Below are 12,065 nucleotides of genomic sequence, written 5' to 3'. Positions count from 1 at the left end.
GATCATCCTGGTCGCATGCCCGCTCATCACGACGGATCATCCGACCCCTTCACCGCTCCCGACCCCGCCCTGACCCGGACGCACCGCGAGTACGCCTCCCTCTCGCGCATCGCCGAGCGCCACGCGACCGACGAGTCCCAGCGCCTCCGGCAGGTCCACCCCACGGTGCTCGGAGCCCACGAGGCCGTCAGGCTCGTGACGTTCCTGCTGAGCGGCAGCGCCCACCCCGAGGAGGGTGAGCCGGAGGTGGATCACGCCGACATCACCGCCGCCCTCACCCTTCTGCCCAGGGCCCGCGCGGAGATGGACGAGCTTGAGGCCGCGCTCCTCCTCATGGCGCGGGGCCGCGGCCTCACCTGGCAGGAGATCGCGTTCGGCCTCGGCCTCGCCACCCCCCAGGCGGCCAAGCAACGCCACGAACGCCTGGCGGGCCGCACCGCCGCACCGCCGGCCTGAGGGCTGCGCGTCAACCCCCACGCGCCGCTCAGCCGCGACGCGACGGGAGAATCCCCGGCCCTTCAGGCCGGGGAGGAGGTCAAAGCAGTTCCTCGATCAGGTCGGCCGCGCGGACGGTGCCGCCCTCACCCCGGACCTCGTCCCTGAGCTTCGCCAGCCGAGCCGCCACCTCAGGGTCGGAGGTGAGGTCGAGCAGGGCGGCGCGCAACGCCTCCGGGGTGGCGTCCTCGGTGTCGATCCTGCGGCCGACCCCGAGTTCCACGAGCCTGTCGGCGTTGCCGAACTGGTCGACGGCCTGCGGGACGGCGATCATCGGGACGCCGCAGTACAGGCCCTCCTGGCTGCCGCCCATGCCCGCGTGGGTGACGAACGCGTCGGCCCGCTCCAGGATCGAGAGCTGCGAGACCCAGGAGTGCACCTCGACGTTGGCGGGGATCGCGCCGAGTTCCGCCCGGTCCACGAACCTCCCGACCTGCAGGACGACGTGCCAGCCGGGCAGGTCCCCGAAGGCGGCCAGGCAGGAGCGGTAGAAGTCCGGCAGGTTGGTGAAGGCCGACCCCAGGGAGACGAGCAGCACCTTCTCCGCACCCTCGGGCCGGACCCAGGGCTCCTGGTGGGTGCGGGTGGCGAAGCAGGGCCCGGTGAAGGTGATCCTGGCGGGGTCGACCCGGTCGGCGTTGGGCTGCATGATCTTCGGGATGAGCGCGAGCGCCCGTGGCGGACGGCCTCCGAAGTCGTGGGAGTCGGTGTCGCGGATGCCGTTGTCGTGCAGCCACTCGTCGAACCGCCGGTAGTGCTCGGCCCCGCCGGGAGCCTTCTTCAGCTCCTCGACCATCGGCGCCATCTCCTCCCGGTAGCCCTCCCAGGCCACGTACGTCGGCGAGAGCTGCATCAGGGGGATGTCCCAGTTCTCCGCGAGCACCCGGGCGGTGTAGCCGCCGATGTCGTAGAGGAACAGGTCGGGCCGGTCGTTCTCGTACGCGGCGCGGAGCTGCGGCAGCATCGAGATCGCGTCGCCGAGGAAGACGTCGAGCTGCGCGACCGTGTCCTCCGGCCACTTGGCGCTGTCTCCCATGGGCAGGGTCGAGGTGTACGGGACGAGTTCGGCCCCGGCGCCGGTGATCACGTCTGCGTAGGAGGGGTCGTTGGCGTAGGTCACCCGGTGCCCTCGCGCCACCAGCTCCCTGATCACTTCGATGCTCGGGTTCACGTGGCCCGGCGCGGGGATGCTGACCATCGCGATGTGCGCGCGTCGGGGCATGGTTTCTCCTCTGTCGGAATTCGGAATTCTGTCGGGATGCCCTCGGGGGTCCGTCGAGACCTCTGGCGAGGGTCCGACGGAGTCGCGTGAGTGACGAGACGTCTCGTCTCGCTTATGGCACAGCATTCCCCCTGCCGCGCACACTGTCAAGACGAGACGCTACGACTCGTCTACTGAATACCCGGACCGGCTCAGGGCCAGGAGGAGTCCTGGTCGGGGTCGCCGCCCTCGGAGAGCAGCTTCACGTCCGACTCGACCATCATCGCCACGAGCTCCTCGAAGCCGACCGTGGGCTCCCAGCCGAGCTGGACGCGGGCCTTCTTCGGGTCCGCGCACAGCAGGTCGACCTCGGCCGGGCGGTGCAGGGTCTGGTCGGTGACGACGTACCGCTCCCAGTCGAGCCCGGCGGCGGTGAAGGCCGCCTCCACGAGGTCGCGGACGGTCTGGGTGCGACCGGTGCCGATCACGTAGTCCTCCGGCGTGTCCGCCTGGAGCATCAGGTGCATCGCGCGGACGTAGTCGCCGGCGAATCCCCAGTCGCGGCGCGCCTCCATGTTGCCCAGGCGCAGCTCGGAGGCGAGGCCGAGCTTGATCCTGGCCACACCGAGCGACACCTTCCTGGTGACGAACTCGGCCCCCCTGCGCGGGGACTCGTGGTTGAACAGGATCCCCGACACCGCGTACATGCCGTACGACTCGCGGTAGTTCTGCGTCAGGAAGTGCCCGTACGCCTTGGCCACACCGTACGGCGAGCGGGGGTGGAAGGGGGTGATCTCGGTCTGCGGGGTCTCGCGGACCTGGCCGAACATCTCCGAGGAGGACGCCTGGTAGAAGCGGATCTGACCCGATCCCGCCGCCGTACGCGAGGAGGAGATGCCCGAGCAGACCCGGATCGCCTCAAGCATGCGCAGCACACCCATGCCGGTCACCTCGGCGGTGAGCTCGGCCTGCTCCCACGACATGGGGACGAACGAGATCGCGCCCAGGTTGTAGACCTCGTCGGGCTGGACCTTCTCGACGGCGGAGATCAGCGAACCCTGGTCGAGCAGGTCGCCTCGGACGAGCTGGACGTCCTGCAGGAGCTTGCGGAAACGTGGAACTCGGGGGTTGGCCTGCCCGCGGACGAGACCGGAGACCTCGTAGCCCTGACCGAGCAGGCACTCGGCCAGATAGGAACCGTCCTGCCCGGTGATACCGGTGATCAGCGCGCGCCTGGCCAACGCGTCCTCCTCGCTTGCGGGGGCGGCAACCTATGCCGGTTCTTGTGCCGTTTGATGGCGAATGTACCCGCAGAGCATCCGGCAGGCACCATCACCCTGAGACACAACTCACCTAGAACGCGTTACACCGAATCACGCTCGATAAGGCTAACTTCCCAGTTCGCACGCAGTGAAGCGCGATCTAGGGACAATTCCACATCAGGTACAACAGGGCTCGTGAATGGTAGGGTCCGAGGACAAAGGTCATCTTTCACGGTACCTGTCCCCTTTTCGGACAGGTTGAGAAGGGGGTTGCCGTGCCGGGTGCTGAATCACTGCGGGTCGCACTGCTGTCGTACCGCAGCAAACCGACCTGCGGTGGGCAGGGCGTCTACCTGCGCCATCTCAGTCGCGAGCTGGTCGCCCTCGGGCACAGCGTGGAGGTCTTCTCCGGCCAGCCCTACCCGGAGCTCGACGAGGGCGTCGTCCTCACCAAGATCCCCAGCCTTGACCTGTACCGCGACGAGGACCCCTTTCGCACCCCCGGGCTGAGTGAGTACCGCGACTGGATCGACCTGCTCGAAGTCGGCACCATGTGGACCGCCGGGTTCCCCGAGCCGCTCACCTTCAGCATGCGGGCGTACCGCGAGCTGAAGAAGCGCGTCGGCGACTTCGACGTCGTGCAGGACAACCAGACCCTCGGCTACGGCGTGCTCGGCATCCAGAAGCTGTTCCCCGTGGTCGGCACCATCCACCACCCGATCAGCGTGGACCGGCGCATCGAGATCAAGGCCGCGACACTGCGCAAGAAGCTCCCGATGCGGCGCTGGTACGGCTTCGTGCGGATGCAGGCCAAGGTCGCGCCCCGGCTCAGCCCGATCCTCACCGTGAGCGAGTCGTCCCTCGCCGACATCCACCGTGACTTCAACGTGCCGCAGAAGAACATGCGGCTCATCCCGCTGGGCGTCGACACCCGCTACTTCCACCCGCGCCCGGAGCTTCCCAAGCGGCCCGGGTCCATCGTCGCGGTCGCCAGCGCCGACTCCCCGATGAAGGGCGTCGCGACGCTGCTGAGGGCCGTGGCGAAGCTCGCCACCGAACGCGACGTCAACCTGACCGTGGTGAGCAAACCCACCCCCGGCGGCCCGACCGAGAAGCTCGTCGGCGAGCTGGCGCTGCACGACCGGGTCAGGTTCGTGCACGGCATCTCCGACGCCGAACTGGGCGAGCTCATCGCCACCTCGGAGATCTCGGTCGTCCCCTCCCTCTACGAGGGCTTCTCGCTGCCCGCCGTCGAGCACATGGCCTGCGGCACCCCGCTCGTCGCGAGCCGCACCGGGGCGCTGCCCGAGGTCGTCGGCGACGCCGCCGTACAGGTGGCCCCCGGCGACCCCGAGGAGCTCGCCGCGGTGCTGCGCCGCCTGCACGACTCCCCCGAGGAGCGTGCCGCGGTCGGCAAGAAGGGCTACGACCGGGTCATGGAGCGCTTCACCTGGAACGTCGTCGCCCAGCGGACCGTGGAGGCCTACCACGAGGCCATCCAGGCCCGCCGGGCGAAGTGAACGACCCCCTGAGACGACCGAAGTGAGCGACACCCTGAAACGACCACCTCTCACAAGGAGCGGCGAGTGCTGACTGTCGACTTCGACCGGTTGCCCGTGGGTCCGGGGACCCGAGTCCTGGACCTGGGCTGTGGCGGCGGACGGCACGCCTTCGAAGTACTGCGGCGCGGCGCCGACGTGGTGGCCTTCGACATGGACGCCAGGGAGCTGGAGGGCGTGGCGAGCATGTTCTCCGCGATGGACAAGGCCGGGGAGGTGCCGCCGGGCGCGACGGCGGAGACCGTGACCGGCGACGCGCTCGACATGCCGTTCGAGGACGGCGGCTTCGACCGGGTGATCGCCGCGGAGGTGCTGGAGCACATCCCCGACGACATGGCCGCGATGCGCGAGATCTTCCGGGTGCTCAAGCCGGGCGGCCAGGCGGCCGTCACCGTGCCGAGCTTCCTGCCCGAACGCATCTGCTGGGCACTCGACGAGGCGTACCACACCGCTCCCGGCGGGCACGTCCGCATCTACACGCTCGCCGAGCTGAGCGCGAAGCTCAAGTCGACGGGCTTCGTCATCGGCCCGCACCACCACGCCCACGGCCTGCACGCGCCCTACTGGTGGATCAAGTGCGCGGTCGGCGTCGACAACGACGACCACCCGCTCGCCAAGGCGTACCACGAGCTGCTGGTCTGGGACATCATGAAGCGCCCCGCCGCCACCAGGATCGCCGAGGCCGTACTCAACCCGCTCATCGGCAAGAGCGTGGTGCTCTACGTCCGCAAGCCCGCGTGACCTCCGAAGGAGGGGCAGTGAGCGGCTGCATGGAGTGGGAAGAGGTCGTCCTCACCGCCCGGAGCATCGCGGCGGTGCAGGAGGCCGACGGCGGCGTCCCGTGGCCCGAGGGACACGTGGACGCCTGGAACCACGTCGAGTGCCTGATGGCGATGAGCGTGGCGGGGCTGACCGGCCCGGTACGCCACGGGTACGACTGGCTCGTCCGCACCCAGCGGGCCGACGGTTCCTGGCCGATGAAACTCGTCGGCGGCGAGGCCGTCGAGCAGGGCGGGGAGTCCAACCACGCCGCCTACGTCGCGGTCGGCGTCTGGCACGAACTCCTGGTGACCGGGGACGAGGACTTCGCCCGGCGGATGTGGCCGGTCGTCCGGACGGCGCTGGACTTCGTGGTCGGCCTGCAGACCACCCGGGGTGAGATCGTCTGGGAGCGCGCGGCCGACGGCAGGCCCGCCGCGTACGCCCTGCTGACCGGTTGCGCCTCCATCCACCAGGCTCTGCGCTGCGGTGTGCTGCTCGGCGAGCACCTGGGTGACCCGCAGCCCGACTGGGAGCTCGCCGCCGACCAGCTCGGCCACGTGCTGGCCGCCCACCCCGAGGCGTTCGCCGACAAGAGCCGCTTCTCGATGGACTGGTACTACCCGATCCTGGGCGGCGCGGTGCGCGGCCAGGCCGCGGAGACACGGCTCGCCGAGGAGTGGGACACGTTCGTGGAGGCGGGGCTCGGCATCCGCTGCGTCTCCGACCAGCCGTGGGTGACCGGCGCGGAGACGTGCGAGCTGGTGCTCGCCCTCGACGCCCTGGGCGACCGGGGACGGGCGCTGCGGCTCTTCTCCGACATGCAGCACCTGCGGCACGAGGACGGTTCGTACTGGACCGGCTGGCAGTTCGTGAACGGCAAGCACTTTCCGCACGAGCGCTCGGCCTACACCGCGGCCGCGGTCGTGCTCGCCGCCGACGCGCTGGACGGGCACACCCCCGCCTCGGGCATCTTCCGCGACGCGGGCGGGTACGTGACCGACCGTCCCACCGCCGCGTGCGGCTGCAGCCACGCCCGCTCCAGGAGCTGAACCTCCGGCGGTTTCTTTGCACGGAACCAGAAACGCGGTGCTTGAAGGGCTGAATGCGGCTCACTACGTTCGGGTCCGTGACTCGGAGGGGCGGTGGGGTTCGCAGATGCGCGGCGGGATTCCTCGCCCTGGTGTCCGCGACCGCCGGGTGGAGGCTGACCGCCCTGCCGGACACCTCGGCCGTGGAGGCGTCCGCCGCCTTCTCCTTCCACGCGAGACCGCTGAACCCTCCCTCGCGGGCCGGTGACCGTCTCCTGCGGCCGGTCGCGCCGGGGTACGCGCGCCTCGGGAGCCCGGCGTCGTCGCTGGGCGCCGGGGTGGCCCTGTTCGACGTGGACGGCGAGGTCGTCGCCGACGACCTGTGCCTGGTCGATCCCCGCCGCGACACGGTGACCGTCAGGCCCGCGCCGGGGACCCCGCGCCGCTACCGGCCGTTCACACTGGTCCCCCCGGAGCGCAGACGGTACGAGGCGCCGACCGGGTGCCTGCCCGCCGATCTCGACCAGGACGGCTGGGAGGACCTGGTCGTCTACTACTGGGGCCGCTCCCCCTCCCTGTTCCTGCGCGTCCCCGGCGAGCCCCCGTCCGGTGCGGCCTTCCGTCACCGTTCGCTCACCGCCGAGCCGGAGATCTGGAACACCAGCGCCGCCACGGCCGGAGACTTCGACGGGGACGGCCGCCTCGACCTCGTCTTCGGCAACTACTTCCCCGACGGGGTCAGGGTGCTGGGCGGCGACCACGGCGACAGCGGCGACCACGACGACCGTGACGACAGCGGCGACAGCGGCGACAGCGGCGACAGCGGCGACGCCGTGATGCCCGACTCGCCGTCCGCCGCGGCCAACGGGGGCGGCGACCGGCTCTACCGGGCGACGGGACCCGCGCTGTTCACCGAGGAGAAGGGGGTGTTCGACGAGGTCGCGGGTGAGGGCCGGGGCTGGACCCTCGCGCTGGGCACCCAGGACCTGGACGGCGACGGACGGCCCGAACTGTACGTGGCCAACGACTTCGGCCCCGACCACCTGCTGGTCAACGAGTCGGCGCCCGGCAGGGTCCGGTTCACCGAGGCGAGCGGCACCCGGCATCTGGCGACTCCCTCCTCGCGGGTCCTCGGCCGCGACTCGTTCAGGGGGATGGGGGTCGCCTTCACCGACCTCAACGCCGACGGCAGGCCGGACATCCTGGTGAGCAACCTCAGCGGGGACCCCGCGCCGCGCGAGGGCGACTTCGCCTTCGTGTCACGGCGAGGAGGGCTGCACGAGGGTCACGCGCCGTACGACGACCTCGGCGAGGAGCTGGGGCTGAGCCGCAGCGGCTGGTCCTGGGACGTCAAGGCCGCGGATTTCGACAACGACGGCATCGACGAGATCATGCACGCGACCGGGTTTGTCAGGGGTGAGGCCGACCGGTGGGCGCGGCTGCGGGAGGCGGAGGCGGCCAACGACCTGTTCCTCTCCCGTCCCTCGCTGTGGCCGGATCTGAAGGTCGGCGACGACCTGTCGGGTCGCGAGACCAACACCTTCTTCACCAGGGGGCCGGACGGCCGCTACGTGGACGTGGCGCGGCGAGCCGGGGTCGACGGCGCCGGCGCCGGTGGGGACAGGGACAGCGAGGACGGCGGGGACGGCGGGGGTGCGGTCAGCCGGGCCTTCGCCGTGGGCGACGTCGACGACGACGGGCGGCTGGACTTCGCGGTCGCCAACCAGTGGTCCGCGTCGGTGCTCTACAGCAACCACGGGCCGACGGCCCCGTTCGTGGGCCTGCGGCTCCGCCTCCCCGCCGGTGCCTGCGGCGCGGCCGGAGCGGCCCACCCCGGACCGACGCGGCCCGCCATCGGTGCCGTCGCCGCGGTGCGCCTGCCCGGCGGGATCACGCGGAGCAGGCAGCTCTACCCCGCCAACGGCCACAACGGCGTCTCCGCACCCGAACTGCTCTTCGGCCTGGGCGACGACCTGCCGACCCCCACCGCCCCCGTCGAGATCTCTTGGAGAAACGCCTGCGGCGGCACGCGTACCGCGTCGGTGTCCCTGGAGCCCGGCTGGCATCAAATCCTGCTCGCCGGCGACCGTGCCTCGGAGATCCGGCGGCCATGAACGCCAACCGGAGGCGAGAGACGGCGTTCCGGCGGCTGGCGGGGTCCCTCACCCTGATCACCGTGCTCGGACACACCGTGCTCGGGTTCGAACAGTCCTGCCTGGCACCGGTGGTCGGCGTGCTCACCGGCGTGACCGCCGAACTCGCGCTGGAGACCGTGGAGGCGTGGTCGCGGCGACGCCGGCCCCGCTATCTCGGGGTGTCCCGCGCCCGGGTCGCCGGCTTCCTCCTGCCGTCCTACGTGTGCGGCCTGCTCTGCGCGATGCTGCTGTACGGCAACGGACACCTGATGCCGATCGCGCTCGCCGTCCTCATCGGCGTTGGCGGCACGTACGTCTTCCGCATGAAAGCACCGGAGACCTTGGAGCAGGGGCGAAGGGCCGAGGACGCGGCGGGGAGCCCGTTCCTGAACCCGGCTGCCTTCGGGATCGTCGCCGTGCTGCTGCTGTTCCCATGGGTCGGCCTCGCTCCGGCGTACCAGTTCACCGCGTGGGTCTCGGGGCCGTTCGACCTGATCGTGCCGCTCACCGTACTCGTCTGGGGCACGGTGATGAACGCCAGGCTCGCGGGTAGGCTGCCGCTGCTCATGGGCTGGACGGGCGGGTTCGCCCTGCAGGCGCTCGTCAGGGGCGCGCTGACCGAGGTGTCGACGGTGAGCGCGCTGCTGCCGATGACCGGGACGGCCTTCGCCCTCTACGCCGGATACGTGATCGTCGAACCGGGCACCTCCCCCGCCAGGCCGCGTGAGCAGGTCGTGTTCGGTCTCGCCACGGCGACGGTCTACGGGCTGCTGGTCCACCTTTCTGTCGTCTTCGGGCTGTTCTTCGCCCTGGTGATCGTCGGCGCGGGCCGGGGTCTGCACGCGGCGCTTCCGCCCCACCTCCGCCGCACGCTCGCGGCACACCTCCACGCGACGCTTTCCGTCAGCCGATGCCGGATCCGACCCGTTCGAGCACCCGCAGCGAGCCCTCCTGCCGGACCTCCTTGAACGCGCCGGAGGCGAGGGCCCGCTGGTGGACGCGGTACGGAGCCTGCCCGCCCTGGGCCGGGTCCGGGTAGATGTCGTGAAAGACCAGGGCGCCGCCCGGCATGACGTGCGGGGCCCACCCCTCGTAGTCCTTGGTCACCGGATCCTCGGAGTGGCCGCCGTCGATGAAGAGCATCGCGAGCGGTGTGTTCCACAGCGCGGCGACGCGCTCGGAGCTGCCGACGATCGCGACGACCTCGTCCTCCAGCCCCGCGGAGGCGATGGTGGTGCGGAAGGTGGGCAGCGAGTCCATCTTGCCGAAGCGGAGGTCCATCAGCGTGGGGTCGTGGTGGGCCCAGCCCGGCTGGATCTCCTCGGAGCCCCGGTGGTGGTCCACGGTGAAGACGACGGACCCCGCCTGCCGCGCCCCCGCCCCGAGGTAGACGGCGGACTTCCCGCAGTAGCTGCCGATCTCGCAGATCGGGCCCCGTGGGCCGTACTCGGCGGCGGTCTCGAACAGCGCGATTCCTTCCTCGGGTGGCATGAAACCCTTGGCGCGCTGGGCGACGTACAGCAGGTCGGCCGGCATGGTGGCGATGCTCATCGCAGCAGACTACCGAGACCGAACAACATTCCGACTCCCCTTGCCCGACCTTGTGGAACGTGTTCTACTTTGCACCGTGAACCAGCGCGCCCGCATTGTGATGACCGACGACGAGGTGACGGCCTTCATCGCCGAGTCTCGGAAGCTGCAACTCGGCACGATCAACCCCGACGGAACACCGCACATGGTGACCATGTTCTACGGGCTGACCGAGGGCAGGATCTCGTTCTGGACCTACGGCAAGGCGCAGAAGACGCTCAACATCCAGCGCGACGCCCGGGTGAGCTGCCTGATCGAGGCCGGAGACGAATACTCCGACCTGCGCGGTGTCCTCGTCTACGGCGTGGCGCGCAGGATCGACGACCTCGACGGCGTCCTCGGCATCGGCATGGACGTGACCAGACGGATGGCCGGGATGCCCGACGCGGAGGAGTCACTCACCGAGTACGTGGCCCACACCGGCCGTAAAAGGGTCGCCTTCGTGGTCGAGCCGAGTCGAGTGATCTCCTGGGATCACCGTAAGCTCGCCATTCCCGGTTAGGAGGCCCATATGAAAATCAAAGTCGACTATCTGGTCTGCGAGGCCAATGCGATCTGCACGGGACTCGCCCCGGAGGTCTTCGAGCTCGACGACGACGACCAGCTGCACGTGCTGCTGCCTGAGCCGCCGCCGGAGATGCTGGACCGCGTCCGGCACGCGGTCCGGTCCTGCCCCAAAGCCGCACTCTCCCTTGAGGAGAACTAGGAGGACCCCCCATGCGTGGTGCGCTTCTACATGCCGTCGGCGACGACAAGCTCGACATCCGCGACGACCTCACCCTCGCGCCGATGGGCCCGACGGATGTCCGTGTCAAGATCAGGGCCACCGGTGTCTGCCACTCGGACCTGTCGGTGATCAGCGGCGTGCTGCCCATGCCGTTGCCGGTCGTCCCCGGCCACGAGGGGGCGGGAGAGGTCGTCGAGGTCGGTGACCACGTGACCTCGGTGCAACCCGGCGACCACGTCATCGTCAACTGGACCCCGGCCTGCGGCAGCTGCGCGAACTGCCTGGTGAACCAGCCTTTCCTGTGCATGACGTACGTGATGGACAGCTTCGTCAACGCCCGTTTCCGCTACGGCGGCGACACCCCGGCGTTCGGCATGGCCGGGTGCGGCACCTGGTCCGAGGAGATCGTCGTGCCCTGGCAGGGGGCGATCAAGGTCGATTCCGACGTACCGTTCGAGGCCGCGGCCCTCATCGGCTGCGGGATCACCACCGGCGTCGGCGCGGCGCTGAACACGGCCAAGGTGAGGGCGGGCTCGACCGTCGCCGTGGTCGGCGCGGGCGGTATCGGCCTGTCGGTGATCCAGGGCGCCCGTATCTCCGGCGCCACCACGATCCTCGCGATCGACCCCCTGGAGTCCAAGCACGCCCTCGCCAAGAAGGTCGGCGCGACCCACGCCATCACCCCCGACCAGCTCATGGACGCGGTCGGCACGCTCACCGGCGGGGCCGGGTTCGACTACGGTTTCGAGGCCGTCGGCAAGTCCGCCGCCATCATGACGGCGTGGCAGGCGACCCGCCGGGGTGGTGACACGATCGTGGTGGGCGCGGGCGCGATGGACGACAACGTCCCGCTGAACGCCTTCAACCTATTGTTCGAGGGCAAGAACATTCTCAGCTCGCTGTACGGCGGCTCGGACGTCCGGCGCGACTTCCCGTTCTTCGCCGGGCTCTACAAGGCGGGCAAGCTCGACCTGGAGAGCATGATCAGCTCCCGTATCAAGCTGGCCGACCTGAACGACGCCGTGGCGGCGCTCAGAGGCGGTGAGGTCCTGCGCCAGATCGTCGTCCTGGACTGAGAGCCGTCGTCGTCGGCCGCGTGGCGGGCGTGCGAACTCGGTTCGCACGCCCGCCACGCGGGTGACGGGGCCCGCTCACCGGGTGTGCACCCGGTGGGTGGCGGGCTCCGTCACACCTCCTCGATCGCCGTCATCCGGCTCTGGTCGTCGGCGCTGCGTTCGACCGCGGCCAGCACGCGCTGGACGTTCAACCCGTCGTCGAACGACGGAGCCGGAGCGACACCAGAGGT

Annotated in this window: 12 protein-coding genes; 9 read left to right on the top strand and 3 right to left on the bottom strand. The window is 70.2% G+C overall.

Annotated elements, in window-relative coordinates; translation table 11 throughout:
* Nucleotides 1-15: 15 nt before the first annotated feature.
* Entirely contained in the window at nt 16-456 is a 441-nt protein-coding gene (locus ACFY3V_RS26505; RefSeq protein WP_350950247.1) for a DNA-binding protein, read from the top strand.
* Nucleotides 457-535: 79 nt separating this feature from the next.
* On the opposite strand, the gene ACFY3V_RS26500 is transcribed toward ACFY3V_RS26505, so the two are convergent.
* Together ACFY3V_RS26500 and ACFY3V_RS26495 are read right to left on the bottom strand one after the other, a co-directional pair.
* Entirely contained in the window at nt 536-1,717 is a 1,182-nt protein-coding gene (locus ACFY3V_RS26500) for a macrolide family glycosyltransferase (protein ID WP_362899221.1), read from the bottom strand.
* A gap of 191 nt (nt 1,718-1,908) precedes the next feature.
* Entirely contained in the window at nt 1,909-2,937 is a 1,029-nt protein-coding gene (locus ACFY3V_RS26495; RefSeq protein WP_350950249.1) for a GDP-mannose 4,6-dehydratase, read from the bottom strand.
* Between the two features lie 296 nt (nt 2,938-3,233).
* Between ACFY3V_RS26495 and ACFY3V_RS26490 the strand changes: the two genes are divergently transcribed.
* From ACFY3V_RS26490 to ACFY3V_RS26470, 5 genes are all read left to right on the top strand, one after another.
* The gene (locus tag ACFY3V_RS26490; protein ID WP_362899219.1) at nt 3,234-4,478 is read left to right on the top strand and encodes a glycosyltransferase family 4 protein; all 1,245 of its coding nucleotides are present in this window, start codon (nt 3,234-3,236) and stop codon (nt 4,476-4,478) included.
* A gap of 66 nt (nt 4,479-4,544) precedes the next feature.
* On the top strand, nt 4,545-5,258 hold the full coding sequence (locus ACFY3V_RS26485; protein WP_350950251.1) for a methyltransferase domain-containing protein: 714 nt from the start codon (nt 4,545-4,547) through the stop codon (nt 5,256-5,258).
* 29 nt (nt 5,259-5,287) lie between these two features.
* Nucleotides 5,288-6,328, top strand: coding sequence for a prenyltransferase (locus tag ACFY3V_RS26480; protein WP_389777594.1), 1,041 nt, complete (start codon nt 5,288-5,290; stop codon nt 6,326-6,328).
* A 77-nt stretch (nt 6,329-6,405) separates the two neighbouring features.
* A complete protein-coding gene (locus ACFY3V_RS26475) occupies nt 6,406-8,421 on the top strand; it encodes a CRTAC1 family protein (RefSeq protein WP_389777163.1) in 2,016 nt (671 codons plus the stop codon).
* Nucleotides 8,418-9,410, top strand: a complete 993-nt coding sequence (locus ACFY3V_RS26470; RefSeq protein WP_389777160.1) for an enediyne biosynthesis protein UnbU — start codon at nt 8,418-8,420, stop codon at nt 9,408-9,410. The genes ACFY3V_RS26475 and ACFY3V_RS26470 overlap by 4 nt, the downstream gene beginning before the upstream one ends.
* Here ACFY3V_RS26470 and ACFY3V_RS26465 read toward each other — a convergent pair.
* Nucleotides 9,346-9,993 carry a class I SAM-dependent methyltransferase gene (locus ACFY3V_RS26465; protein WP_350950255.1) on the bottom strand — a complete coding sequence of 216 codons (648 nt, stop codon included), beginning with the start codon at nt 9,991-9,993 and terminating at the stop codon, nt 9,346-9,348. The two genes, ACFY3V_RS26470 and ACFY3V_RS26465, sit on opposite strands and share 65 nt — an antisense overlap.
* A 76-nt stretch (nt 9,994-10,069) precedes the next feature.
* Here ACFY3V_RS26465 and ACFY3V_RS26460 point away from each other — a divergent pair, with 76 nt between their 5' ends.
* The 3 genes from ACFY3V_RS26460 to ACFY3V_RS26450 are packed head-to-tail and all read left to right on the top strand — an operon-like array spanning nt 10,070 to nt 11,835.
* Nucleotides 10,070-10,534, top strand: a complete 465-nt coding sequence (locus ACFY3V_RS26460) for a pyridoxamine 5'-phosphate oxidase family protein (protein ID WP_350950256.1) — start codon at nt 10,070-10,072, stop codon at nt 10,532-10,534.
* A 9-nt stretch (nt 10,535-10,543) separates the two neighbouring features.
* Nucleotides 10,544-10,738 (top strand): ferredoxin, encoded by a 195-nt coding sequence (locus ACFY3V_RS26455; RefSeq protein WP_350950257.1) that lies wholly within the window; start codon nt 10,544-10,546, stop codon nt 10,736-10,738.
* A gap of 11 nt (nt 10,739-10,749) precedes the next feature.
* Complete coding sequence (locus tag ACFY3V_RS26450) at nt 10,750-11,835, top strand: alcohol dehydrogenase catalytic domain-containing protein (RefSeq protein WP_389777155.1); 1,086 nt, start codon at nt 10,750-10,752, stop codon at nt 11,833-11,835.
* Nucleotides 11,836-12,065 lie beyond the last annotated feature (230 nt).

The organism is Streptosporangium sp. NPDC000095 (assembly GCF_042899335.1).
In the GTDB taxonomy this organism is placed as follows: domain Bacteria; phylum Actinomycetota; class Actinomycetes; order Streptosporangiales; family Streptosporangiaceae; genus Streptosporangium.
This window is presented reverse-complemented; position numbering and strand designations above follow the sequence as displayed.